Genomic DNA, 21018 nt, shown 5'->3' with positions numbered 1-21018 from the left:
CGCGCGGATGAAAGTTCGCGAGAAAATGGGAATTAGGCCGGAGGCCGCGTTCCGTCACCCCCCTCTCTGTCCTGCCGGACATCTCCCCCTCAAGGGGGGAGATCAGAAGCTTATCCGTCCCGCCAGTTCTGCAACGCCGAAAATTGGCGAAGCCATAGATGACAGCCAATCTCCCCCCTTGAGGGGGAGATGTCCGGCAGGACAGAGAGGGGGGCCTGGGCTCGGCATCTCTCTCAGCCAGTTCAGCACCCGGCCACCGAGGGTGCCATGACACGCGCCCTCACCCTCGTGCGCCGCCGCCTCGTCGGCAGCGTCTTCGTGCTGCTGATCGTCGTCATCGGCAGCTTCCTCCTCCTCGAAGCAGCCCCCGGTGACGCCGTCGACGCCTACATCGTCTCGACCGGCGGCGATGCCGGCATGATCGAACTGCTGCGCCACCGCTGGGGTCTCGACCAGTCGGAGCTGACCCGGCTCGCCAACTACCTCTGGGCATTGCTGCATCTCGATCTCGGCCAGTCCGTCACCTTCTCGCGGCCGATCCGCAACGTCATTCTCGAACGCTTGCCGATCACGCTGATCCTGATGGGCAGCGCCACCGCGCTGTCCTTCGGCCTCGGCTCGACGCTCGGCATCTATGCCGGCGCCAGGCCCGGCAGTTTCCGCGACCGTTTTCTCTCCATCGGCTCACTGGCGCTCTATGCCGTGCCCGGCTTCTGGCTTGGCCTGGTGCTGACCGTGGTCTTCGCCGTCGACCTGCGCTGGTTGCCGATCGGCGGCATCGAGACCATCGCTTCGGCCAAGACCGGGCTCGCCCGTGCCGCCGACATCGCCACGCATCTTGTGCTGCCGGTTTCGGCGCTCGGCTTCATCTACCTCGCGCTTTATCTGCGCATGATGCGCGCCGGCATGGCTGAGGTCTGGCGGCAGGATTTCGTCCTTGCAGCCCGCGCCAGGGGCCTGTCGCGCCGCCGCATCGTGCTTGCCCACGTCGCCCGCAATGCGCTGCTGCCGCTCGTCACCATGCTCGGCTTGCAATCGGCGCAAATGCTAGGCGGCAGCGTCGTCATCGAAAGCGTCTTTGCCGTGCCCGGCCTCGGCCGCTTGGCGCAGGAAGCCGTCGCCGGGCGCGACACGCCGCTGCTTCTCGGCATCATCCTGGTCAGCGCGGTTCTGGTCGTCGTCATCAACCTTCTTGTCGACCTCGCCTATGCTGTCCTCGACCCGCGCGTCGGCGCCGGCGAGGCCGGTTGATGAGCCGGCTGCATCGTTTCTTTCGCACGCCGGAGGCAATCGCCGGCGCAATCATCCTTGCGGCCCTGTTCGCCATGGCGCTCGCAGCACCTTTGCTCTTTCCAGGCGACCCGCAGGCGATCGCCGGCCCGGCGCTGCGCCCGCCTTTCCAGGACTGGTCGCTGCCGCTCGGCACCGACCGGCTCGGCCGCGACGTGCTGGCCGAGCTGTTCCATGGCGCCCGCACCTCGCTGGCCGTCGGGCTGGCGGCGGCTGCGGCAGCGCTGGTGATCGGCGCGGTGGTCGGCACCTTGGCCGGCTTCGTCGGCGGCCTCGTCGACGACGTGCTGATGCGCATCACCGACGCTTTCCAGACCGTGCCGAGCTTCCTGCTCGCCCTCGCCTTCGTCAGCATCGTCGGCCCGTCGCTCGGCGTCGTCATCGCGGCCATTGCGCTCGGCGTCTGGACCGGACCCGCTCGCGTCGCCCGCGCGGAAGTGCTGTCGATCCGCGAGCGCGACTATGTCGCCGGCGCCCGCGTCATCGGCATGCATCCGCTGGAGATCGCCTTTCGCGAAGTGCTGCCCAATGCGCTGCCGCCGGTTCTGGCGCTGTCCTCGGTGATCGTGGCGGCTGCGATCCTCACCGAAGCGGCGCTTTCCTTCCTCGGGCTTGGCGACCCCAACCGCGTCACCTGGGGCGGCATGATCGCCGAAGGCCGCGCGGTGTTGCGCACAGCGCCGTTCCTGTCGATCGTGCCGGGCGCGGCGCTGGTGCTGACCGTGCTCGGCGTCTACTTGGCCGGCGAAGGCGTCGTCGAGACGACCGCGGTAAGGCGGAGCCTGTCGTGACGGTGCTGGTTTCCATCCGCGATCTTTCGGTGCGCTATCGGCGAGACAGGGTCGAGGTAACGGCGCTGAAGGGCATCAGCCTGGATGTTGTCGCCGGAGAGCGCCTGGCGATCATCGGCGAAAGCGGCTCGGGCAAGAGCACGCTGGCGCTGGCGGTTGCGGGGTTGTTGCCGCGGTCGTCGGAGGTTGACGGGCTCGTTGAGTGGTCTTTGCCGGCAACCGCTGGCGCCAAGGCCCCCCTCTCTGTCCTGCCGGACATCTCCCCCTCAAGGGGGGAGATTGGCAGTTCCGTCGCTGGCTCTCTTCTTGCGACTTCGAAAATTGGCGAAGGCGGAGATCACCAGCTAATCTCCCCCCTAGAGGGGGAGATGTCCGGTGCACCCTCCGCAGCTGCAGCGCAGCTGCTGCGGAGGACGGGCAGGACAGAGAGGGGCGCCGTAGAGCACCAGCTTTCCCGTCATGGCGGCGCGATCCTCCGCCTCGGCCGCGACATCGGCTTCATCTTCCAGGACCCCTCCTCCAGCCTCGACCCGGTGATGCCGGTCGGCAAGCAGATCGCCGAAGTCGCCCACACCCATCTCAACCTTAACTGGCAGCAATCCCTCGCTAAAGCCAAAGCCCTGCTCGAACGCGTCCGCTTGCCAAACCCTGACGATATCCTCCGCGCCTACCCCCACCAGCTCTCCGGCGGCCAGAAGCAGCGCGTCGCGATCGCCGCTGCCATCGCCGCCGGTCCAAGGCTACTGATCGCCGACGAGGCGACGAGCTCCCTCGACACCGTCGTGCAGGCCGAGATCGTCGCGCTCATCCGCCGGCTGGTGGCCGAGGACGGCATGACGCTGTTGTTCGTCAGCCACGACATCGCGCTCGCCGCCACACTTGCCGAGCGCATCGCCGTGCTGCGTCATGGCGAGCTGGTCGAGCAGGGCACGACGACAGAAATCATCGACGCGCCGCGCCATGGCTACACTCGCGCGCTCCTCGATGCCCATCTCGGCCTCGACGCCGAGCCATTGCTCGGCCGGCAAGGCGCCTCCGCATGAGCGTGCTCACCGTCTCCAACCTCGCCAAGCGCTACCGCCGCGGCGGCAAACCCTTCGCCGCCGTCGACGACATCTCCTTCGAGATTGGGCCCGGCGAAACATTGGCGCTGGCCGGCCCGTCCGGCAGCGGCAAGTCGACGATCGCGCGGCTTCTGCTGCGCCTGATCGAGCCCGACGCCGGCCGCATCGAGTTTGAAGGCGCGGACTTCCTCGCGCTCTCGGGGGCTGCATTGCGCGCCCGCCGCGCCCGTCTCCAGATGGTGTTTCAGGATCCTCTCGCCGCCTTCAACCCGCGCGCCACGGTCGCGCGCATGCTTGACGATCCGCTGCGCATTCACGGGACTACTTCGCGCTCCGAGCGCCCACGTCGCATCGCGGCACTGCTGGACCGCGTCGGCCTCGATGCCGGCCTTGCCCAGCGCGCTATCCACGAAATCTCCGGCGGCCAGCGTCAGCGCGTGGCGATCGCCCGCGCCATTGCCACGCAACCCTCGCTCATCGTGCTCGACGAGGCGGTGTCGGCGCTCGATGTTTCGGTGCGCGGAAAAATCCTCGAATTGCTGCTCGACCTGCAAAGGCAGGAACGGATCGCCTATCTTTTCATTTCGCATGACCTCGGCGTGGTGCGCGCCATCGCCCACCGCGTTGTCATTCTCGAAGCCGGCCGGATCGCCGAGAGCGGCGATGCCAGGGCCGTCATCGAGGCGCCGCAATCGGCGATCGGCAAGGCGCTGGTGGCGGCAACGCCGAAATTGAATAGGAACACATCATGACCGACCCCGCAGCCAGAGCCGAAAAACTGTCGCGCGAGCTCGATTTCGCCTTTCGCAACCGCGCCGATCTCTATCGCCTCTTCCTTGACGAACTGACCGCTGAGCTGGGCGCTGAGAAGGCGGAAGCGGTCATGATCCGCACCATCGAGAAGCGTGGCCGCGAGGTCGCCGCGGCGGCCTTTGCCGGTTTCGGCCCCAATGACGCGCCGGCGATCGGGCAGGCGTTCCTCGCTGCCAGCCCGGATGACGGCCGCATGTATCCGACCGATGTCGAGCGCGGGCCGGACCATATCGCCTTCAAGGTCAAGCGCTGTCCCCTGAAGGATGCCTGGATCGAAGCCGGCGTTGGCGAGGAAAAGCTCGCCGCGCTCTGCCGCATCGCCGGCGCCTTCGACCGCGGCCTGTTCGAGGCGACCGGCGTGCGCTTCGCCAACGTCACCTGGACGCCAGGCCACGGCACCGGCTGCTGTCACATCGCGCTAATCAACCGAGATGCTTAGCGGGCTGACGATTAGAGCATGATCCCGAAAAGTGGGAACGGTTTTCGGAGAAAGATCATGCTCCAACAAAGAGTTAGACTGTGATGGCGATTCAACGAAACGCCATCACGTTCTAGGTGTTTCATCCCAGGCTTTAATGGTTCATTATTTTCCCCCGATTGGAAGGAGGCACTATGGGCCAGGTTCTGCATGGGCGCGCCACGACGACAGAGGCAATCCGTCGAGCAATACAAAATAGTCAAGAGAGCCTGAGGAAGCTGTCCAAGCGCTACGGGATCGATCCGAAGACGGTTGCCAAATGGAAGGGGCGAACTTCGGTCGCTGATCTGCCGACTGGTCCCAAAGCCCCGAAGTCGACGGTGCTGTCGATCGAGGAAGAGGCTGTCATCGTCGCTTTCCGCCGGCATACGCTGTTGCCCCTGGATGATTGTCTCTATGCGCTGCAGCCAACGATCCCGAACCTGACGCGCTCGTCATTGCATCGCTGTCTGCAGCGTCATGGCATTTCGAGATTGCCCGAGGTTGAAGGCGACAAGCAGCCCAAGAAGAAGTTCAAGGCCTATCCGATTGGCTATTTCCACATCGACATCGCCGAGGTGCAGACCGCCGAGGGCAAGCTATATCTCTTCGTGGCCATCGACCGAACCTGCAAGTTCACCTACGTCGAACTCCACACGCGGGCCACAAAAATGATCGCGGCCGAGTTCCTGCGCCACCTCATCCAGGCAGTTCCCTACCAGATCCACACGATCCTCACCGACAACGGCGTCCAGTTCAAAAACCGCGAGCAGGACCGCACCGCCATGGAGCACATCTTCGGGCGCACCTGCCGCGACAACGGCACCGAGCATCGTACCACCAAGGTGAAGCATCCCTGGACCAACGGCCAGGTCGAGCGAATGAACCGCACCATCAAGGACGCGACCGTCAAGCGCTTCCACTACGACGATCACGACCAATTGCGACAGCACCTCAACGACTTCGTCGCAGCCTACAATTTCGGCCGGCGACTGAAGACCCTCAAGGGCATCACTCCCTTCGAGTTCATCTGCAATGTCTGGAAAAAAGAGCCTGAGCGGTTCAGACTCGATCCAATCCATCAAATGCCGGGACTAAACACCTAGTCAGCGGCAAAGACATGCAGACCGACGCCCGCCTCGTCGATTGCCGCACGCAGCTCCGCCACCGGCTCGCTGTCGGTGACGACGTCGGAGATCTCACTCAAGGCGCAGACCCGCTCCAGGCTGCCGCGGCCGAATTTGTCGTTGGTGACGACCAGCATCGTCGAGAGCGCCCGCGCCATCATCGCACGCTTCACCGCCGCCGCGCCCGAAACCATGTCGCTCGGACCTTCGGTATTGACGGCCGAAGCGCCGATGATGGCGATGTCGGCATTGTAGCGGCGCACGAACTCGACCGTGTCCTCGCCGAGCACGCTGGCTTCCCGGCTGTCATAGGTGCCGGGGCACATGATGACGCGAAAACCCGGATTGGCGCCGGCGACCGAGGCGACGCCGATCGAGTTGGTGATGATCGTCAGTTCCCGGCCCAGTTGCGAGAGGCTGCGCGCCACCTCGTAGGTAGTCGATCCGCCGTCGATCATCACGATGCGGCCGTTCCCGACCAGGCTGGCCGCGCCGCGCCCGATGCGGGCGCGCTCCTCGACCAGGGTCAGGCCGCGTTCGGTAATGACCGGCTCGGACGTCATCAGCGAGATCGTCGCGCCGCCGTAGGTACGGTTGATCAGCCCGGCCTGGCCAAGCTCGATCAGATCTCGGCGGATGGTCTCGCCGGCAACGCCGATGCGCCGGGCGAGCTTGGAAATGCGGATCGATGCCGAACGCCGGACTTCCGACAGGATGAGCTCGTGTCGTTCCTTCTTCGTCAGTCGGCCGGGCTCGATGTTCATCACTCATCCTTGACTGGCAGACAGATGCCGGCTGCGCCCGGGGATTTCGCCCCCCGGAACCAAGGACATTAGCCACGCCGGGGCTGCCAGGGAAGCAGAGCCGATTCAGTGCCTGAGGCGGTCGCGCATGGCGTACCACAACATGCCGAGCACATAGAGCGGCCCGCGCAGTGCCGTGCCGCCCGGGAACGGCAGCGGCGTCAGCATCGAGAACAGGTCGAGCCGCGAGGCATCGCCCGTGATCGCTTCGGCGAGCAACTTGCCTGACAACGTCGACAGGATGACGCCCTTGCCGGAATAGCCATGCGCGAAATAGACCTCGCCATAATGCCCGACATGCGGCAGGCGCGATGTCGTCACCGACACCAGCCCGCCCCAGGCATGATCGATGCGGCAGCCGCGCAATTGCGGAAAGGTCTTCTCCATATGCGGCCGCACGAAGCCGGCAATGTCGGAAGGCGGCGACGGCGTATAGCGTTCGCCGCCGCCGAACAGCAGGCGGCCATCCGCCGACATCCGGTAGTAGTTGACGACGAAGCGCGTGTCGGACACCGCCACGTTGGCAGGGATTACGTTGCGTGCGCCCTCCAACGGCTCGGTGGCGACGATGTAATTGCCGACCGGCATGATGCGGCTGTTGACGCGCGGCTCCAGCCCCTTGAGCAGCGCATCGCCTGCCAGCACGACATGTTTCGCGCGAACCGAACCCTTGTCGGTGAAGACCCGTATGCCCGGTTCTCGCTCCAGCCTCTCGGCCACCGAGTTCTCGTGGATGACGACACCGGCGGCGGATGCGGCACGCGCCAGCCCGAGCGTGTAGTTCAACGGATGCATATGGCCGCCGAGCTTCTCGAAGACCGCGCCATGATACGGCGTGTCCACCATCTTGCGCGCTTCCGCCGCCGACAGGATCTCGACATGCGGGAAATTCATCACCTTGGCGAGGCACTCCGCTTCTTCCTCGAAATCCCGCATGTCCGAGCCGTTGACAGCGCCGACCAGATGGCCGGTGAGCCTCAGGTCGCAGTCGATGGCGTGGCGTTCGATGATGTCGAGCACCAGTCCGCGCGCTTCGAAGGCCAGATCGAACAGCGCCTTTGCCCGTTCCGACCCGAATGTCTTCACCAGGCCTTTGGCGCCCTTGCGCAAGCCGGGGATGATCTGGCCGCCATTGCGGCCCGAGGCGCCCCAGCCGATCTTGCCGCCTTCGAGCAGCACCACTTTAAGACCACGCTCGGCCGCATGCAGCGCCGCCGACAGACCCGTGCAGCCGCCGCCCACCACGACCAGATCGGCCTCGACATCGCCGGCAAGCGCCGGGTGGTCGGGCGCCGGGTTGGCGGTAGCGACGTAATAGGATCTGCCGATATCGAGACCGGAATTGAAACCTGTCGAACGCGAAGCCATGGTCACACCTTGAGCAGCAGATGGTCGCGTTCCCAGGACGTCACGACGCTCTGGAACAGGTCGAGCTCGACGCTCTTCACGCGCAGGTAGGTCTGGAAGAAATCCTCGCCGAGCAGCGCCCGCACAGGCTCGCAGCCGGCGAAACGATCGAGCGCTTCCTCCATCGTCTTTGGCAGTGTGCTTTTGCTCTTATAGGCATTGCCGAAGGCCTCCTCCGAGCGCGCTAGCTTCTCCTCGACGCCGAGATAGCCGGCGATCAGCGAGCCGGCCATGGCAAGGTAGGGATTGGCGTCCGCGCCGGGCAACCGGTTCTCGATGCGGCGCGCGGCGGGGCCGCCCATCGGCACACGCAGACCGCAGGAGCGGTTGTCGTGCGACCATTCGATATTGGCGGGCGCGCTGTGGCCGGGCCGGATGCGGCGGTACGAATTCACGTTGGGCGCGAACAGCGGCATGATCTCGGGGATGTATTTCTGCAGTCCGCCGATGAACTGCGCAAACATCTCGCTGTCGCCGTCACCTTTGCCGGCAAACAATGTTTGGCCATTCTCGTCGACAACCGACATGTGCAGATGCATCGAGCTGCCGGCCTGCGCGGCGATCGGCTTCGCCATGAAGGTGGCATGCATGCCGCTCGCCTGCGCGGCCTGTCGGGCCAGGCGTTTGAACAGCAGCACCTTGTCGGCGAGCGCCAGCGGTTCGCCATGCAGGAAATTGATTTCGAGCTGCGCCGTGCCGGATTCGTGGATCAGCGTGTCGAGCGGCAGGCCGGCCAAGGCGGCGTGCTCGTAGAGCCGGCGCATCATCGGTTCGAATTCCTCCAGCGCTTGCATGTCGTAAGGATGCTGCACGCTTTCCGGACGGCCATTGCTGCCAACCGGCGCGGTCAGCGGCCGGTCCGGATCGGGGTTTGGCGCGATGAGATAGAATTCGAGCTCCGGCGCCATCACCGCGCGCCAGCCGCGCTGCCGGTAGAGGTCGAGCACGGCTCTCAGCACATGGCGCGGCGAAGCCATCCATGGCCGGTCGTCCATGTGGAAGGCGTCGCAAAAGACATAGGCTTTGCCCGGATTGCCGGGCGCAAGGCACAGCGTCGGCAGATCCGGCACCATGCGCATGTCCGGATCCTGGTAGGCGAAATTCTCGTCGATGGAGCCGGAATAGCGGCCGTCTATGGCGACCAGGAAGGCGCTGCTCGGCAGATAGAGCGCGCGGTCGTCGAGCGACTTGAGGAATTTGGCCACCGGCAAGGTCTTGCCGCGCAGCACGCCGTTGACATCGGGCACGAAGCACTCGACCTCGGCGATCGCATGCGTTTTCAGCCAGCTTTGCGTGTCCGCGCCGGCGAATGAAGTGTTCAGATTGTCAGGCATTGGTCATGTCCGTTCGAAGGAGAAATCGCTTCGGCGGGCATTTCCGTTCCGGTAGGGCGTTATATTGGCTGCATTATCCGAGGACGGACGCCCGCCTGATGGCCGGCCGGCAGGCCGGATCAGGCGTTGCCGAATCCTCCTTCGGTCCAGCCGTCGCGAACGACGTGCGAGCCGACTTTCGTCTCCTCCGCACGTTGCAGATACTCGTGCCGGCAGCAGCGCATGATTACTGGTAGCCCCCCGAGGCCAGCTCGAACCGCTCGACCGCGCGCATGATGCCGCGCAATTCGGCGAGGCCCTTGAGCCGGCCGATCAGTGAATAGCCCGGGTTGATCCTGGTCTTGCCGATGTCGTCGGCAAGCAAATGGCCATGGTCGGGGCGCATCGGAATGCGCCAGTCGGCCCTGCCCTCCTTGCGCCGGCGCGTCTCCTCCTTCATCAGCGCCAGGACGACCGCCGCCATGTCGGTCGAGCCTTCCAGATGCTCCGCCTCGAAGAAAGAGCCGTCGGCCTCCCGCGTCACGTTGCGCAGATGCACGAAATGAATTTTTGGCGCGAATTCCTCGATCATTGCGACGAGATCGTTGTCCGCGCGCACGCCATAGGAGCCCGTGCAGAAGGTCAGGCCGTTCGCGGGGCTGTCGACTGCCTTGAGGATGAAGCGCGCGTCATCGGCGGTGGAAACGACGCGCGGCAGCCCGTAGAGCGAGAACGGCGGATCGTCGGGATGGATGCACATACGGACGCCGGCTTCCTCGGCGACCGGGATGATCTCGTTCAGGAACCACGCGAGGTTGGCGCGCAGTTCGGCCGGGCCGATCCCATCGTAGTCGGCAAGCGCCTCCCGCATGGTGTCGCGGTTATACCTGCGTTCGGTGGCCGGCAGGCCGGCGATCAGGTTGCGCTCTATTCTGTCGATGGCCTCGGTGCTTAACGTCTTCAGCCGCGCTTCCGCCTCCTTGAGGCGCGCCGGGCTGTAGCTCGCCTCGGCATTTTTGCGCTTTAGCACGAAAAGATCATAGGCGGCGAAATCTATGGCATCGAAACGCAAGGCATAACCAGTGGTCGGCAACCGGTACATGAGGTCCGTGCGGGTCCAGTCGACCACCGGCATGAAATTGTAGCAGATGGTGGAGATGCCGGCCTCGGCCAGCGCACGGATCATATCCTTGTACCAGCCAGTGTAGCGCTGCCGCTCCGGTGCGCCGATCTTTATCGAATTGTGGACGGGAATGCTCTCCACCACCGACCAGGTCAGGCCCGCCGCCTCGATGAAGCGCTTGCGCTCGAGGATGGCATCCAGCGGCCAGGCGCTGCCGTCATAGATGTTGTGCAGCGCCGATACGATGCCCGTCGCGCCCGCCTGCTTGACATGGTCGAGCATGACCGGATCGTCCGGACCGTACCAGCGCCAGCATTGTTCCATCACTGCCTCTTTATGCGGTTGCGATCGACCTTATTGTCGGACGACAATGGCAGTCAAATCGCACGATTGCGACAGGCAGGCTTGTGCTATCCGATGAACCAGATCCGGATTCGCGCCGCCTTCCTGCCAGGCGCATCAGGCCTCTTGGCCGTCATTGGAGGAGTTTGTCCATGAAGGATTTCGACGGCAAGGTTGCCCTGGTGACGGGAACTACCGGAATCGGCCTGGCCAGCGCCCGGCGTCTTGCCGAAGGCGGTGCGGCGATCCTCGCTCTCGGCATCGACGAAAGCGCCAATGCGGCGATGCAGGCTGTGCTCCATCGTTCGGGCGCCGAAGCGCTGGTGCTGACCACCGACGTCTCCAGATCGGACCAGGTCGAGAAAGCGATCGCCGCCGGCGTCGAGCGCTTCGGCGGCCTGGACATCATCGTCAACTCCGCGGCGGTGCACCCCTATGGCACGGCGACCAGCACCGATTTCGAGACCTGGAACCGGGCGATGTCGGTCAATATCGGCTCGATCTATCTGACCGCCCATTTCGGCATTCCCGAAATGATCAAGCGCGGCGGCGGCGGCATCGTCAACGTGGCGTCGGTGCAGGGCTTTGCCTGCCAGCAGAATGTCGCCGCCTACGCGACCACCAAAGGCGCGATCCACACGCTGACGCGCTCGCTGGCGCTCGATTATGCCCGTCAGGGCATTCGCGTGAACTCGGTCAGCCCGGGCTCGATCCGCACGCCCATCCTCGAAAAGGCCGCGCGCGGCGATGGCGGCAGCGACGCCGATGTCGAGGCGGCCTTCAAGCGTTTCGGCGAAGCCCATCCGCTTGGCCGCATCGGCGAGCCTGAGGAGGTGGCCGAGCTCATCGCCTTCCTTTGCTCGTCGAAGGCCAGCTTCTGCACCGGCGCCGACTACAAGATCGACGGCGGCCTGACGGCAGGCATCGGCGTCAGATAAGCGATTGCCACCATCAACAGACGCGGCCTCGCCTCACTTGCGGCGGCGCGCGTTAACCGTCTATCGTGCGCTCTAAAGTCGCCGGTAAATAGACGAAGCGGCCAAACAGATTTCAGGACGAATGAAGTAACGCATAGCCAATGGCCGACAAATCGCAATTCGGACTGACCGCTGTCGATACAGTTCCGCTGCATGAGAAAGTCTATATGGAGCTCGTGCGGGCGCTGATGTCGGGTCAGCTCCAGCCCGGCCAGAAGCTGACCTCGCGCAAGCTCGCCAAGGAGCTCGGCACCAGCGATATGCCCGTGCGCAGCGCCTTCATGCGGCTGCAGGCGCTGAGGGCGCTGAGCCCGATGCCGAACGGCAGTGTCGAGGTGCCGCTGATCTCGGCCGAACGTTTTTCGCAATTAACCGCCGTGCGCACGATCCTCGAAGGCACGGCCACGGAGCTCGCGACGAAACGCATCAACGGCAACAATCTGCGCGCCATCCGCCGCCATAGCACCGAGCTCACCCAGGCCGCCCGCAGCGGCGACATCGACGACTATCTGCGCAAGAACTACGACTTCAAATTCTCGATCTACCGCCACTGCGGCAACGAGCAGATGATCTTCCTGATCGAGACCGTGTGGATGCAGGTCGGCCCCTTTCTCAGAAACCTGCGCATCGGCTTCGAGGACGACCTCGCCGCCATTCTCGGCATCGATTATCACGAGGAGGTGGTCGCGGCGATCGAGGCGGGCGATGGCGAACGAGCCCGCGCCGCCATCATGCGCGACATCGACGAGGGCGCCACGCACATCCTCAAGCAGGTCAAGTTCCCCGAAACCCGGCACTAGTGCGCAGACTTTGGAGATTGGCAGAGGCCTCCGAGCTTCGTCATCCCAGGGCGAAGCAGGAGCGAAGCTCCGTCGCGGAGACCCTGGGATCCATGCCGCAACCTCGACCGAAGAATGCAGCGGAGCAGAATTCTGCACCGTCGAAGCGCTCCGGAGTAACGGCATGGATCCTGGGGTCTGCGCTGCGTCGCTGCGCTCCTTGCTCCGCCCCAGGATGACGAAGGACCGGCGTCTCGGCCAATCCCCAAAGTATGCGAATCCAACGGCCGACGGCCCGACAGCGGCCAACACGGACTGCCTCAAATGCCGCTTGGCTTTCCGGGAACGTGTCGCTATGTTGCGATCGCAGATCGCAGAAAACGGACTTGAAATGCCGCCCGATATTCCAGCTAGTGACTTGAAAAAATGAAGAAAAGCCACCGGGCGATAGCCAAGGCGGCCTTCATGAACTCACAAGCTGTAAATGAGATATCGTAGCCGACAGGGCTACAGCACCTTCAGAAAAACCAGGGGCTGGAAATTGGGCGATGCAATTGCGGATGTTTTGAACTGGCTCGAAAGCAGAGAGGACATCCATAGCCTTCGGGCCGCGGTGTGCGATCTCAACGGCATCATGCGCGGCAAGCGCATCCCGGTCGAGCAGGCGCGCAAGGCGCTCGAGGGCAAGCTGCGCATGCCCTATTCGCTGATCGGGCTCGACGTCTGGGGCGAGGACATCGAAGGCAACGCGCAGGTTTTTTCGACCGGCGACGCCGATGGCCTTTGCCATTGGACGGGACGCGGCATCCTGCCCGTCGACTGGACGGCGCACCCGACGGCGCTGCTGCCGCTCTGGCTAGCCGACGAGAGCGGCGCGCCGTATCTGGGCGACCCGCGCCGCGCGCTTGCCCGCATCCTCGACCGCTATGCAGCGCTCGATCTCACTCCGGTGGTCGCGACGGAGCTCGAATTCTACCTTGTCGATCCGACCTCTCAGCGGCCGGTCGGCCCAGTCTCGCCGGTCACCGGGCGGCGGCTTGATTCCGACGCGGCGCTGTCGATCGACGAGATCGACGACTTCGAGGCCTTCATTCACGACATCTATGACGCCTGCCGCATGCAGGGCATTCCGGTCGACACCGCGATCGCCGAGAACGGCGTCGGCCAGTTCGAGATCAACCTGAACCACGTCCCCGATGCCTTGCGCGCCGCCGACGATGCGGTGCTGTTTAAGCGCACCGTCAAGGGCATCGCCCGCAAGCACGGCTTTGCCGCCTGCTTCATGGCCAAGCCTTACGGCGAGCGGGCCGGCAATGGTTTCCACGTCCATTTCAGCCTGGTCGACCGCAAAGGTCGCAACATCTTCGACGATGGCAGCGACCAGGGCTCCGGCACCATGCGCCACGCGGTCGGCGGCCTGCTTGCTGCAATGGCCGAAAGCACGCTGGTGTTCGCGCCGCACTTCAATTCCTACCGCCGGCTGCGGCCGCGCTCCTATGCGCCGACCGCGGTCGCCTGGGGCTACGAGAACCGCATGGTGGCAATCCGCATTCCCGGCGGCCCGTCGGCGGCGCGCCGCATCGAGCATCGCGTTTCCGGCGCCGATGCCAATCCTTATCTGGTGCTGGCGGCGATCCTGGGTGCGGCACTCGCCGGTATCGAGCGGGAATTGTCGCCCGGCGAGCCGACCGGCGGCGAAGGGCAGGGACTGCCGCTGGCCAAGCTGCCGCCGGACTGGGCTTCGGCCATCGCCGCCTTCGAGAGTGGGCCGCATGTGGCGGAGATTTTTCCGGCTGTTCTGCGCGACGCCTTCATCGCCTGCAAGCGCCAGGAGCTGAACACCTTCGCGCTTAACGTCAGCGACTTCGAGATCGAGACCTATCTGGAAAGCGTTTAGCCGGCTTCGTAAAGGCCGGAAAGGCTCAGCGCGCCGCCCAGACCAGCCCGCGGCGCAGGATGGTCCGCATCTGCGGCACCTCGAACTCCTCCGCGACGTGGCCGAGCGAGGAATAAAACACCCGACCCTTGCCGTGCCGGCGCTTCCAGACGACCGGCATGACGACGCCGTCGATCCACGGCGCATGCTCGCCCGTGAAGGTGGTGGTCGCCAGCACCTCGTTCGACGGGTCGACATGCATGTAATATTGCTCGGAACGGTAGGCGAAATCCTCGATGCCCTGCATGATCGGATCGTCGCGCCGGACGATGTCGATCCGATAGTCGATGATGTTGCCGGGATGCGCGACCCACTGACCGCCGCACATGAACTGGTAGCCGGGCGAGTCGCGGAAGGCGTCGCCCATGCCGCCGTGATAGCCGCCGAGGCCGACGCCGTCCTCGACCGCCTTGGTGAGATTGGCCTCTTCGGCCTTGCCGAGCTTGGACATGGTGTAGATCGGAACAATCAGGCTGAGATCGGCGATGGCCGGGTCGCCGAACGCTTCCGTCGAGTTTTCGACGCGCACGGCAAAGCCTTCTTCCTCCAGCATCGACTTGACGACGCGCGCCCCGGCTTCAGGTTCGTGCCCTTCCCAGCCGCCCCAGACGATCAGTGCCTGCCGCATCTTTTCTCTCCTTCTCAGCCCTGCGGATGAACCAGCGGCAGAGCGGCGGCGAGCGACCGCTCGAACGCATCGACCAGCGCGTCGGCCTGGGTCTCGGTAATGATCAGCGGCGGACAGAAGGCGATCGCGTCGCCCATATTGCGCGAGATCACGCCGTTCTGCTGCAGGAAACCGTTGACCAGCGCGCCGAGCGCGGCCGTCTTGCCCCAAGTCGCCTTGCTGGCCGTGTCGGCGACCAGCTCGACGGCGGCGATGAGACCGACGCCGCGCACCTCGCCCACCAGCGGATGCGAGTCAAGCTTGCGCAGCCTTGCCTGCAAATGCGCGCCGACCGTGCGCGCATTGCCGACGAGGTCGCGCTCTTCAATCAGCTTGATGTTCTCCAGCGCCACGGCCGCGGCGACGGGATGGCCGCCGCCGGTGAAGCCGTGGCCGAAGGTGCCGATGCGGTCGCTCTCGCCGGCGATCGGCTCGAACATCTTGTCGTTGATGATGAGCGCCGAGATCGGCAGGTAGGACGACGAGATCTGCTTGGACAGCACCATGATGTCGGGCTTGATACCGAAGGTCTGCGAGCCGAACATATTTCCGGTCCGGCCAAAACCGCAGATCACTTCGTCGGCGACCAGCAGGATGTCGTACTTCGACAGCACTGCCTGGATCTTCTCCCAGTAACCGGCAGGCGGCACGATGACCCCGCCGGCGCCCATGACCGGCTCGCCGATGAAGGCAGCGATGGTCTCCGGCCCCTCGGCAAGGATCAGCGCTTCCAACTCGGCGGCGAGCCGGCTCGAAAACTGCTCCTCGCTCTCGCCGGGCGCGGCGTCACGCCAGTGGTGCGGCGTCGCCGTGTGCAGCACATTGGCGATCGGCAGGTCGAACGACAGATGATTGTTCGGCAGCCCGGTCAGGCTTGCCGCGGCAATGGTGACGCCGTGATAGCCGCGCTTGCGGCTGATGATCTTCTTGCGCGCCGGCTGGCCGAGCGCGTTCGACCGGTACCAGATCATCTTCATGGCCGTATCGTTGGCTTCGGAGCCCGAATTGGTGAAATAGGCCTTGCTCATCGGCACCGGCGCCATCTGCACCAGCTTTTCCGCCAGGTCGATCAGCGGCGAATGCGCTTTCGAGCCGAAGTCGTGATAGAAGGGCAGCTTCGACATCTGCCTTGTGGCGGCCTCGACCAGCCGCTTTTCCGAGAAGCCGACGGCGACGCTCCACAGGCCAGCCATCGCCTCGATGTAGCGGTTGCCGGCGATGTCCTCGACATAAATGCCGTCGCCCTTTTCGATGACCAGCGGACCCGTCTCCTGATGCTTGCGGGCATTGGTATAGCCGTGCAAATGGTAGCGGATGTCGCGGGCTTCAGGGGAATTGGGTCTGGCGTCCATGCTGGCTCCTGTCGGCAGGCGTCCAAGCGGAATAGGACGATCCCTCCTGTTGAGAAATCCCAAATTCCACCTTTGCTTTGTCCTGCTTGATGCATCATAGCGCCGGCCGGCCGCAAGGGCCGCTGTGTCACGATCGATAGCGCCATGAAAACGCTCAAGGCGCCGGATGTAATGAGCATGGAACAGATCGACTGCATCGTTGCCGGCGCTGGCGTCATCGGCCTGGCGGTCGCCCGCAGTATGGCAGCGCAAGGCCTGGATACGCTGATCCTCGAGTCGGCCGATGCCATCGGCACCGAGACAAGTTCGCGCAATTCGGAGGTCATCCACGCCGGAATTTATTATCCGCACGGATCGCTGAAGGCGCGGTTCTGCGTTGCCGGGCGCGACATGCTGTACCGCTACTGCGCCGAGCGCGCGATCCCGCACCGGCGCTGCGGCAAACTGATCGTCGCCACCGACGAAGCCCAGGAACCCGTGCTGGCCGCCATCCGCGCTAACGCCGCCGCCTGCGGCGTCAATGACCTTGCCTACCTGACTAGCGCCGAGGCGCGAGCGCTGGAGCCGGCATTGCGTTGCACTGCTGCCTTGCTCTCGCCTTCCACAGGGATCATTGACAGCCATGCGCTGTTACTCGCTTTGCTCGGCGATGCCGAAGAGCGCGGCGCGATGCTCTCGCTCAACACCCGCGTCGTGTCCGGCCGCATCGAAACCGCCTGTATCGTCCTTGAGACGATTGACACGGCAAGCGGCGGGCGTTTCGAGATCGCTACACCGCGCTTCGTCAACGCCGCGGGTCTTAGCGCGATCACATTGGCCGGCTCGCTCGAAGGCCTCGACCGGCAATTCCTGCCGACGCTTCGCTACGCCAAGGGAAATTATTTTTCGGTGGCAGGACGAGCACCCTTCACGCGGCTTGTCTATCCGGTGCCCGAGCCTGGCGGGCTCGGCGTCCATCTGACGCTCGACCTCGGCGGCACCGCCCGGTTCGGGCCGGACGTCGAATGGACGGATAGGCTCGACTACCGCGTCGACCCTGCGCGCGGCGAAGGCTTCTACGAGGCGATCCGCAGATACTGGCCGGACCTGGCCGACGGCAGCCTGCAGCCGGCCTATAGCGGCATCCGGCCGAAACTTTCGGGACCGGGCGAAGCCAACAGCGACTTCGTCATCCAGGACGCGAACGTCCATGGCGTCGCAGGCCTGGTCAATCTGTTCGGCATCGAAAGTCCCGGGCTGACGTCGAGCCTGGCGATCGCTGAGTACGTCGCCCATATTTTCACGCCAGGCAAGCGATGACCGACAACTCAAGTGTAAAAGCCGGTTGTGCCGCACCACAAACGAAAAACGGCCCGCGCGAGGCGGGCCGTTTTTCGACTTGGTTGCGGGGACAGGATTTGAACCTGTGACCTTCAGGTTATGAGCCTGACGAGCTACCGGGCTGCTCCACCCCGCGTCAATCGTATAGGTAAGGTCTAGCTTACCGGATTCAAGCGCTGCCAAATGAAAGGGCCGCTTGCGCGGCCCACAATCCCGTTTGGCGGGCCTGATCATAAAGAGAAGACTTCATGAACGTGCGCTTGGCAGACCTGGCAGCGACCTACTCTCCCGCGTCTTGAGACGAAGTACCATCAGCGCTGGAGCGTTTCACGGCCGAGTTCGGAATGGGATCGGGTGCAGCCGCTCCGCCATAACCACCAGGTCGGCAAAACGCACGTTCAAAATCGAGAAGCTGTTCAAGCGCGATCCAAGGATCGTCGCGTTCGTGCCAAGGCGACATTTACAATTGGCTTTCGGGCGAAGCCCGCAAGCGCGACTGCGCGTCGCCGGTCGTCCGGCGCCCCCGCGGAGCATAGGCCCAAAGGGCCGCTCATGCGTGAGCGCTGGCAAGACCATCGTGTTTCACGATGGGCATTAGGAATGAGAACGATCAAGCCGATCGAACTATTAGTACCGGTAAGCTTCAAGCGTTGCCGCTCTTCCACACCCGGCCTATCAACGTGGTCGTCTTCCACGGTTCTCAGGGAATACTCGTTTCAAGGTGGGTTTCCCGCTTAGATGCCTTCAGCGGTTATCCCGTCCGGATATAGCTACCCTGCAATGCGGCTGGCGCCACAACAGGTCCACCAGAGATCCGTCCATCCCGGTCCTCTCGTACTAGGGACAGATCCTTTCAATATTCCTACACCCACGGCAGATAGGGACCGAACTGTCTCACGACGTTCTGAACCCAACTCACGTACCGCTTTAAATGGCGAACAGCCATACCCTTGGGACCTGCTCCAGCCCCAGGATGCGATGAGTCGACATCGAGGTGCCAAACAACCCCGTCGATATGGACTCTTGGGGGTCATCAGCCTGTTATCCCCGGCGTACCTTTTATCCGTTGAGCGATGGCCCTTCCACGCGGGACCACCGGATCACTATGACCGACTTTCGTCTCTGCTCGACTTGTCAGTCTCGCAGTCAGGCAGGCTTATGCCATTGCACTCAGCGAACGATTTCCGACCGTTCTGAGCCCACCATCGCGCGCCTCCGTTACTCTTTAGGAGGCGACCGCCCCAGTCAAACTACCCACCATACATTGTCCCGGACCCGGATAACGGGCCGCGGTTAGACATCCATAGTAATAAGGGTGGTATTTCAAGGGTGGCTCCACCTGAGCTGGCGCCCAGGTTTCAAAGCCTACCACCTATCCTACACATGCCACTACGAATGCCAATGTAAAGCTATAGTAAAGGTGCACGGGGTCTTTCCGTCTAACCGCAGGAACCCCGCATCTTCACGGGGAATTCAATTTCACTGAGTCTATGCTGGAGACAGCGGGGAAGTCGTTACGCCATTCGTGCAGGTCGGAACTTACCCGACAAGGAATTTCGCTACCTTAGGACCGTTATAGTTACGGCCGCCGTTTACTGGGGCTTCGATTCAGAGCTTGCACCCCTCCTCTTAACCTTCCAGCACCGGGCAGGCGTCAGACCCTATACGTCGTCTTGCGACTTCGCAGAGCCCTGTGTTTTTGATAAACAGTCGCTACCCCCTGGTCTGTGCCACCCTCCTCTGCTTGCGCAGAAAAGGGTCACGCTTCTTCCGAAGTTACGCGTGCAATTTGCCGAGTTCCTTCAGCATAGTTCTCTCAAGCGCCTTGGTATACTCTACCTGACCACCAGTGTCGGTTTCGGGTACGGTCTATAAGGAGGAGCTATTTCCTGGAACCACTCCGCTGCCCTTTCAATCCGATAAGATTGGACAACTTGTGTGATCCGTCACTACCTCCAGGCCCACGAATATTAACGTGGTTCCCATCGACTACGCATTTCTGCCTCGTCTTAGGGGCCGGCTAACCCTGCTCAGATTAACTTTAAGCAGGAACCCTTGGTCTTTCGGCGGGGGAGTCTCTCACTCCCCTTACGTTACTCATGTCAGCATTCGCACTTCTGATACCTCCACCGCCCCTCACGGGTACGGCTTCATCAGCTTACAGAACGCTCCGCTACCGCTCGTATTGCTACGAACCCTAAGCTTCGGTGTATGGCTTTAGCCCCGTTACATTTTCGGCGCAAAGACCCTTATTTAGACCAGTGAGCTGTTACGCTTTCTTTAAATGATGGCTGCTTCTAAGCCAACATCCTGGTTGTTTTGGGATCCTCACATCCTTTCCCACTTAGCCATAACTTGGGGACCTTAGCTGTAGGTCAGGGTTGTTTCCCTTTTCACGACGGACGTTAGCACCCGCCGTGTGTCTGCCGACTAGTACTCCCAGGTATTCGGAGTTTGGTTAGGTTTGGTAATCCGGTGAGGACCCCTAGCCCATCCAGTGCTCTACCCCCTGGGGTATTCGGTCGACGCTCTACCTAAATAGATTTCGCGGAGAACCAGCTATTTCCGAGTTTGATTGGCCTTTCACCCCTAGCCACAAGTCATCCCGAACTATTGCAACAGTTATGGGTTCGGCCCTCCAGTAAGTGTTACCTTACCTTCAGCCTGCTCATGGCTAGATCACTCGGTTTCGGGTCTAATGCGACGAACTGAACGCCCTGTTCAGACTCGCTTTCGCTGCGCCTACACCTACCGGTTTAAGCTTGCTCGTCACACTAAGTCGCTGACCCATTATACAAAAGGTACGTGGTCACCCTTGCGGGCTCCCACTGTTTGTAGGCAATCGGTTTCAGGTACTCTTTCACTCCCCTTGTCGGGGTGCTTTTCACCTTTCCCTCACGGTACTAGTTCGCTATCGGTCATGCACGAGTACTTAGGCTTGGAAGGTGGTCCTCCCAATTTCAGACAGGATTTCACGTGTCCCGCCTTACTCGAGGACGATGATTTGCATTACGCGTACGGGGCTGTCACCCACTACGGCCCTACTTTCCAGAAGGTTCCGCTTGTCTCATCATCGCCACTGGCCTGGTCCGGGTTCGCTCGCCACTACTTCCGGAGTCTCGGTTGATGTCCTTTCCTACGGGTACTTAGATGTTTCAGTTCCCCGCGTTCGCCACTTTATCCCTATGTATTCAGGATAAGTTACCTATTATCGATACATGGAAACCACAGCAGCAAACAGCGCGATCTCAAAGAGATCGTCGCCTCACGCTCAATCCTTTTGGGGACTTCGCGTCAGTTGTCCTGCTGCTCTGATTTTCCAAGTACCTTAGGTGGGTTTCCCCATTCGGAAATCTACGGATCAAAGGGTATTCGCACCTCCCCGTAGCTTATCGCAGCGTATCACGTCCTTCATCGCCTGTGCATGCCAAGGCATCCACCAATTGCCCTTAAGACA

General features: G+C 62.9%; 16 protein-coding genes, 1 tRNA gene and 2 rRNA genes (1 of these 19 cut by a window edge). 10 read left to right on the top strand and 9 right to left on the bottom strand.

Annotation, left to right across the window (positions count from 1 at the left end):
• The first annotated feature begins 267 nt into the window (after nucleotides 1-267).
• The 6 genes from FJ974_RS07635 (at nucleotide 268) to FJ974_RS07610 (ending at nucleotide 5521) form a co-directional block, all read left to right on the top strand.
• A complete protein-coding gene (locus tag FJ974_RS07635; RefSeq protein ID WP_140536199.1) occupies nucleotides 268-1251 on the top strand; it encodes an ABC transporter permease in 984 nt (327 codons plus the stop codon).
• Nucleotides 1251-2081: an ABC transporter permease gene (locus FJ974_RS07630; protein WP_140536197.1), complete on the top strand. Its 831-nt coding sequence runs from the start codon at nucleotides 1251-1253 to the stop codon at nucleotides 2079-2081. Before FJ974_RS07635 ends, FJ974_RS07630 begins: the two co-directional genes overlap by 1 nt.
• Nucleotides 2078-3124, top strand: a complete 1047-nt coding sequence (locus FJ974_RS30385) for an ABC transporter ATP-binding protein (protein WP_140536194.1) — start codon at nucleotides 2078-2080, stop codon at nucleotides 3122-3124. Before FJ974_RS07630 ends, FJ974_RS30385 begins: the two co-directional genes overlap by 4 nt.
• Complete coding sequence (locus FJ974_RS07620) at nucleotides 3121-3897, top strand: ABC transporter ATP-binding protein (protein ID WP_140536192.1); 777 nt, start codon at nucleotides 3121-3123, stop codon at nucleotides 3895-3897. The genes FJ974_RS30385 and FJ974_RS07620 overlap by 4 nt, the downstream gene beginning before the upstream one ends.
• The gene (locus FJ974_RS07615; protein ID WP_140536189.1) at nucleotides 3894-4397 is read left to right on the top strand and encodes an L-2-amino-thiazoline-4-carboxylic acid hydrolase; all 504 of its coding nucleotides are present in this window, start codon (nucleotides 3894-3896) and stop codon (nucleotides 4395-4397) included. The genes FJ974_RS07620 and FJ974_RS07615 overlap by 4 nt, the downstream gene beginning before the upstream one ends.
• Nucleotides 4398-4570: 173 nt before the next feature.
• Nucleotides 4571-5521, top strand: a complete 951-nt coding sequence (locus FJ974_RS07610) for an IS481 family transposase (RefSeq protein ID WP_226891512.1) — start codon at nucleotides 4571-4573, stop codon at nucleotides 5519-5521.
• Here FJ974_RS07610 and FJ974_RS07605 read toward each other — a convergent pair.
• The 4 genes from FJ974_RS07605 to uxuA form a co-directional block, all read right to left on the bottom strand.
• Entirely contained in the window at nucleotides 5518-6306 is a 789-nt protein-coding gene (locus FJ974_RS07605; protein ID WP_226891511.1) for a DeoR/GlpR family DNA-binding transcription regulator, read from the bottom strand. The two genes, FJ974_RS07610 and FJ974_RS07605, sit on opposite strands and share 4 nt — an antisense overlap.
• 105 nt (nucleotides 6307-6411) lie before the next feature.
• A complete protein-coding gene (locus FJ974_RS07600) occupies nucleotides 6412-7713 on the bottom strand; it encodes an NAD(P)/FAD-dependent oxidoreductase (protein WP_140533730.1) in 1302 nt (433 codons plus the stop codon).
• A 2-nt stretch (nucleotides 7714-7715) separates the two neighbouring features.
• Nucleotides 7716-9086 carry a glutamine synthetase family protein gene (locus FJ974_RS07595; protein WP_140533731.1) on the bottom strand — a complete coding sequence of 457 codons (1371 nt, stop codon included), beginning with the start codon at nucleotides 9084-9086 and terminating at the stop codon, nucleotides 7716-7718.
• A gap of 226 nt (nucleotides 9087-9312) precedes the next feature.
• Nucleotides 9313-10512 carry a mannonate dehydratase gene (uxuA, locus tag FJ974_RS07590; protein WP_140533732.1) on the bottom strand — a complete coding sequence of 400 codons (1200 nt, stop codon included), beginning with the start codon at nucleotides 10510-10512 and terminating at the stop codon, nucleotides 9313-9315.
• Between the two features lie 170 nt (nucleotides 10513-10682).
• Between uxuA and FJ974_RS07585 the strand changes: the two genes are divergently transcribed.
• The 3 genes from FJ974_RS07585 (at nucleotide 10683) to FJ974_RS07575 (ending at nucleotide 14183) form a co-directional block, all read left to right on the top strand.
• Entirely contained in the window at nucleotides 10683-11468 is a 786-nt protein-coding gene (locus tag FJ974_RS07585) for an SDR family NAD(P)-dependent oxidoreductase (protein ID WP_140533733.1), read from the top strand.
• Nucleotides 11469-11608: 140 nt separating this feature from the next.
• The gene (locus FJ974_RS07580; RefSeq protein ID WP_140533734.1) at nucleotides 11609-12307 is read left to right on the top strand and encodes a GntR family transcriptional regulator; all 699 of its coding nucleotides are present in this window, start codon (nucleotides 11609-11611) and stop codon (nucleotides 12305-12307) included.
• Between the two features lie 520 nt (nucleotides 12308-12827).
• The gene (locus tag FJ974_RS07575) at nucleotides 12828-14183 is read left to right on the top strand and encodes a glutamine synthetase family protein (RefSeq protein ID WP_140533735.1); all 1356 of its coding nucleotides are present in this window, start codon (nucleotides 12828-12830) and stop codon (nucleotides 14181-14183) included.
• A 25-nt stretch (nucleotides 14184-14208) separates the two neighbouring features.
• Here FJ974_RS07575 and FJ974_RS07570 read toward each other — a convergent pair whose 3' ends face one another.
• Both FJ974_RS07570 and FJ974_RS07565 read right to left on the bottom strand, forming a co-directional pair.
• Complete coding sequence (locus FJ974_RS07570; protein WP_140533736.1) at nucleotides 14209-14850, bottom strand: ThuA domain-containing protein; 642 nt, start codon at nucleotides 14848-14850, stop codon at nucleotides 14209-14211.
• A gap of 14 nt (nucleotides 14851-14864) precedes the next feature.
• Nucleotides 14865-16241 carry an aspartate aminotransferase family protein gene (locus tag FJ974_RS07565; RefSeq protein ID WP_140533737.1) on the bottom strand — a complete coding sequence of 459 codons (1377 nt, stop codon included), beginning with the start codon at nucleotides 16239-16241 and terminating at the stop codon, nucleotides 14865-14867.
• Between the two features lie 177 nt (nucleotides 16242-16418).
• On the opposite strand from FJ974_RS07565, the gene FJ974_RS07560 reads away from it, so the two are divergent.
• Nucleotides 16419-17540, top strand: coding sequence for an NAD(P)/FAD-dependent oxidoreductase (locus FJ974_RS07560; protein WP_140533852.1), 1122 nt, complete (start codon nucleotides 16419-16421; stop codon nucleotides 17538-17540).
• Nucleotides 17541-17620: 80 nt separating this feature from the next.
• Here the strand turns inward: FJ974_RS07560 and FJ974_RS07555 are convergent.
• The 3 genes from FJ974_RS07555 to FJ974_RS07545 all read right to left on the bottom strand — a co-directional run.
• A tRNA-Met gene (locus FJ974_RS07555) sits at nucleotides 17621-17697 on the bottom strand.
• A gap of 131 nt (nucleotides 17698-17828) precedes the next feature.
• Nucleotides 17829-17943 (bottom strand): 5S ribosomal RNA (gene rrf, locus FJ974_RS07550).
• Between the two features lie 224 nt (nucleotides 17944-18167).
• Nucleotides 18168-21018 (bottom strand): 23S ribosomal RNA (locus FJ974_RS07545) (it continues 7 nt past the right edge of the window).

It is taken from the genome of Mesorhizobium sp. B1-1-8 (assembly GCF_006442795.2).
Lineage (GTDB): Bacteria > Pseudomonadota > Alphaproteobacteria > Rhizobiales > Rhizobiaceae > Mesorhizobium.
This window is presented reverse-complemented; position numbering and strand designations above follow the sequence as displayed.